The organism is Novosphingobium sp. CCH12-A3 (assembly GCF_001556015.1).
In the GTDB taxonomy this organism is placed as follows: Bacteria; Pseudomonadota; Alphaproteobacteria; order Sphingomonadales; family Sphingomonadaceae; genus Novosphingobium; species Novosphingobium subterraneum.
The window spans coordinates 1-2,914 of record NZ_LSIA01000120.1 but is presented as its reverse complement, the minus strand read 5'-3'; the positions used below and the strand labels follow the sequence as shown (position 1 = coordinate 2,914).

Here is a 2,914-nt window from a genome sequence, read left to right as displayed (position 1 = left end):
GCGCGCCCGATTTTCCCTGATTTTGCTAACCGCCAGATTTCTAACGGACGCCTGTCTCTCCCCATGCTTACCATCAACGGCATCACCGTGCGCCTCGGCGGACGCGACATCATTTCCCGCGCCTCAGTCGCCGTGCCGCCGCGCGCGCGCGTCGGACTGGTCGGGCGCAACGGGGCGGGCAAGTCCACGCTGGTCAAGGCAATCATCGGCGAGATCGAGCCTGACGAAGGCGCGATCGAAATGCCTCGCCGCACTCGCCTTGGCTACCTCGCACAGGAAGCCCCCGCAGGCAGCGCCACGCCGTTCGAAACCGTGCTCGCCGCCGATGTCGAGCGCACCCAGCTGCTCGCCGAGGCCGAGACCTGCACCGATCCCGATCGCCTCGGCGATGTCCACGATCGCCTGCTCGCCATCGATGCCTACAGCGCCGACGCCCGCGCCGCGCGCATCCTGATCGGTCTCGGCTTCGACGAGGCGATGCAAGGCAGCCCGCTCGACAGCTTCTCCGGCGGCTGGCGGATGCGCGTCGCGCTCGCCTCGCTGCTCTTCTCCGCGCCCGACGTGCTGCTGCTCGACGAGCCCTCGAACCACCTCGACCTTGAAGCGACGCTGTGGCTCGAGAACTTCCTCAAGGCCTATCCCGGCACGCTGCTGCTGATCAGCCACGAGCGTGACCTGCTCAACAACGTGGCCGACCACATCGTCCACCTCCACGCCGGCAAGCTCACGCTCTATCCCGGCGGGTACGACAGCTTCGAGCGCCAGCGCAACGAACGGCTTGCCCAGCAGGCCGCCGCACGCGCCGCGCAGGAAGCGCAGGCGGATCGGCTCCGCGACTACATCGCCCGCAACTCCGCCCGCGCCTCGACCGCCAAGCAGGCGCAATCGCGCGCCAAGATGCTGGCCAAGATGCAGCCGATCGCGGCGGTGGTCGAAGATCCCTCGCTCAGCTTCGACTTCCCCGACCCCGAGGAACTGCGCCCGCCGCTGATCACGCTGGACTTGGCGTCGGTGGGCTACGCGCCCGGCAAGCCGGTGCTGCAGCGGCTGAACCTGCGCATCGATCCGGATGACCGCATCGCGCTGCTCGGCCGCAACGGCAACGGCAAGACCACGCTCGCCCGCCTGCTCGCCGCGCAGCTCGCGCCGATGGACGGGGCGATGACGGCGACGGGGAAGATGCAAGTCGGCTACTTCACCCAGTACCAGGTCGAGGAGATCGCCGATGGCGGCACCCCGCTCGAACTGATGACGCGGGCGATGGAGGGCAAGAGCCCCGCCGCCGTCCGCGCGCAGCTGGGGCGCTTCGGCTTCTCCGGCAACCGCGCCACCGCGCAGGTCGGCACGCTGTCGGGCGGTGAGCGCGCGCGCCTAGCCCTCGCCCTCGTCACCCGCGACGCGCCGCACATGCTGGTGCTCGACGAACCGACCAACCACCTCGACATCGATGCGCGCGAGGCGCTGGTGCAGGCATTGAATGCCTACAAGGGCGCGGTGATCCTGATCAGCCACGACCGGCACATGGCCGAACTGGTGGCCGACCGCCTGGTCCTCGTCGACGGCGGCACCGCCAAGCCGTTCGACGGCAGCATCGAGGACTACATCGACTTCATCCTCGGCCGGAACCAGCCCAAGACCGAGAGCGGCAGCAGCGACACGCCAGCCAAGGGCGGCGCGCAGCAGGACCGCAAGGCGCGGGCCGCGGCGCGCGAGACGTACAAGGCGCTGCAGAAGGCACAGACCGAAGCGGAAAAGCGCGTGGCCAAACTGCAGGCCGAGCTGGCGCAGATCGACCGCGCGATGTTCGAGCCGGGCAGCGCCGCGCCGGAATTCGCCAAGCTCACCATGAGTGACCTGTCACAGCGGCGAAGCAAGGTTGCGCAGGCGCTGGAGGAAGCGGAACTGGCGTGGCTGGAAGCTGGCGAGGCGCTAGAGGGGGCCAACTGAGGCCCGCCGACAGCAGCGCCGAGGGCGAGGTTCCGCACCGCAGCAGCCCGAGGGGTTTACGCGGTTTACATGGTTCAGGGGCGCTTTGCTCGGGTTTCTCGCTTTCGTTCCGTAACGACAACGAGGCCCCCGCCTGCGCGGGGGAGCAGGCTTCCCTGATTTCGGTCTGATCTTCCTCATCCTCTTCCCCGAACAGGGCGTGGAGCGTGGCTTCGCGGCGGTTCTGGGCGGCGGACCAGCTTTCGCGGGCGAGCTGGCGGGCGCTTTCCATGTGGGCGTCGTGGGCTTCCTGCCAGTCGTCCCAGGCCTCGTCGGGCTCGTCGTCGGCGGGATAGGGGCAAGCGCGCTTGAAGTCCTGTTCGGCCTGCTTCTCGCACGCCTTGGTGAAGCGGTCCTGCGCCGGGTCGGCAAAGCCGGTGGCGGCGGCGACGTCGGCGCCCTCGGCCAGAGCAAGCAGCATGCGGTCGAAGTCCTCGGCAAGGTGGTGGATTTCCCTCGGCGCCTGCGCCGCGCGGGCGTCGAGCCGGGCGAGGTGCGCAAGGAGCAGGCGCGCGTCGAAGCGCCGCCGCTCGCCCACCGCCTCGCCCCGGAACCAGATCGTCTCGGTGGTGCCGTGGAGCGCACGGGTGGCGAGCACCTGCTCGGCCGCCTCGCGCGCATGGAGCAGCGCAGCGTCCCACGCGGCGGCAAAGGCCGGATCGCGGCGACGGCGGACATAGGCCGTCTGCTGTGACACCCCCGCCACCTGCGCCGCCGCGCGCACCTGCCCGTGGCGGCTGAGATGCTCGAGAAACAGCGCGATGCGGGTGGGGGGTGAACTGGTTGGGGTGGAGGAGTGATGAAGCATTCTCCCCTCCCGCAGGCGGGAGGGCGCCCCTTAGCTTCTCCCCTCCCGCAGGCGGGAGGGGCTGGGGGTGGGCCCTTCCTTCTTCTTCCCTAAACGCGAAAGCCCCTTCGCCGACCGGCG

The 2,914-nt window shown here is 69.6% G+C and carries 2 protein-coding genes; one reads left to right on the top strand and one right to left on the bottom strand.

The genetic code is table 11. The annotated features are described in order from the left end of the window. Positions 1-63 precede the first annotated feature (63 nt). Entirely contained in the window at positions 64-1,947 is a 1,884-nt protein-coding gene (locus tag AX703_RS09265; RefSeq protein WP_062343734.1) for an ABC-F family ATP-binding cassette domain-containing protein, read from the top strand. On the opposite strand, the gene AX703_RS27325 is transcribed toward AX703_RS09265, so the two are convergent. Continuing rightward, positions 1,841-2,794 carry a hypothetical protein gene (locus AX703_RS27325; RefSeq protein ID WP_156451998.1) on the bottom strand — a complete coding sequence of 318 codons (954 nt, stop codon included), beginning with the start codon at positions 2,792-2,794 and terminating at the stop codon, positions 1,841-1,843. The two genes, AX703_RS09265 and AX703_RS27325, sit on opposite strands and share 107 nt — an antisense overlap. Positions 2,795-2,914: the final 120 nt, after the last annotated feature.

What these genes read in the sequence shown, in the direction of transcription:
- AX703_RS09265 (WP_062343734.1), top strand. Translation starts at nt 64, where the DNA reads ATGCTTACCATCAACGGCATCACCGTGCGCCTCGGCGGACGCGACATC.
- AX703_RS27325 (WP_156451998.1), bottom strand. Translation starts at nt 2,794, where the DNA reads ATGCTTCATCACTCCTCCACCCCAACCAGTTCACCCCCCACCCGCATC.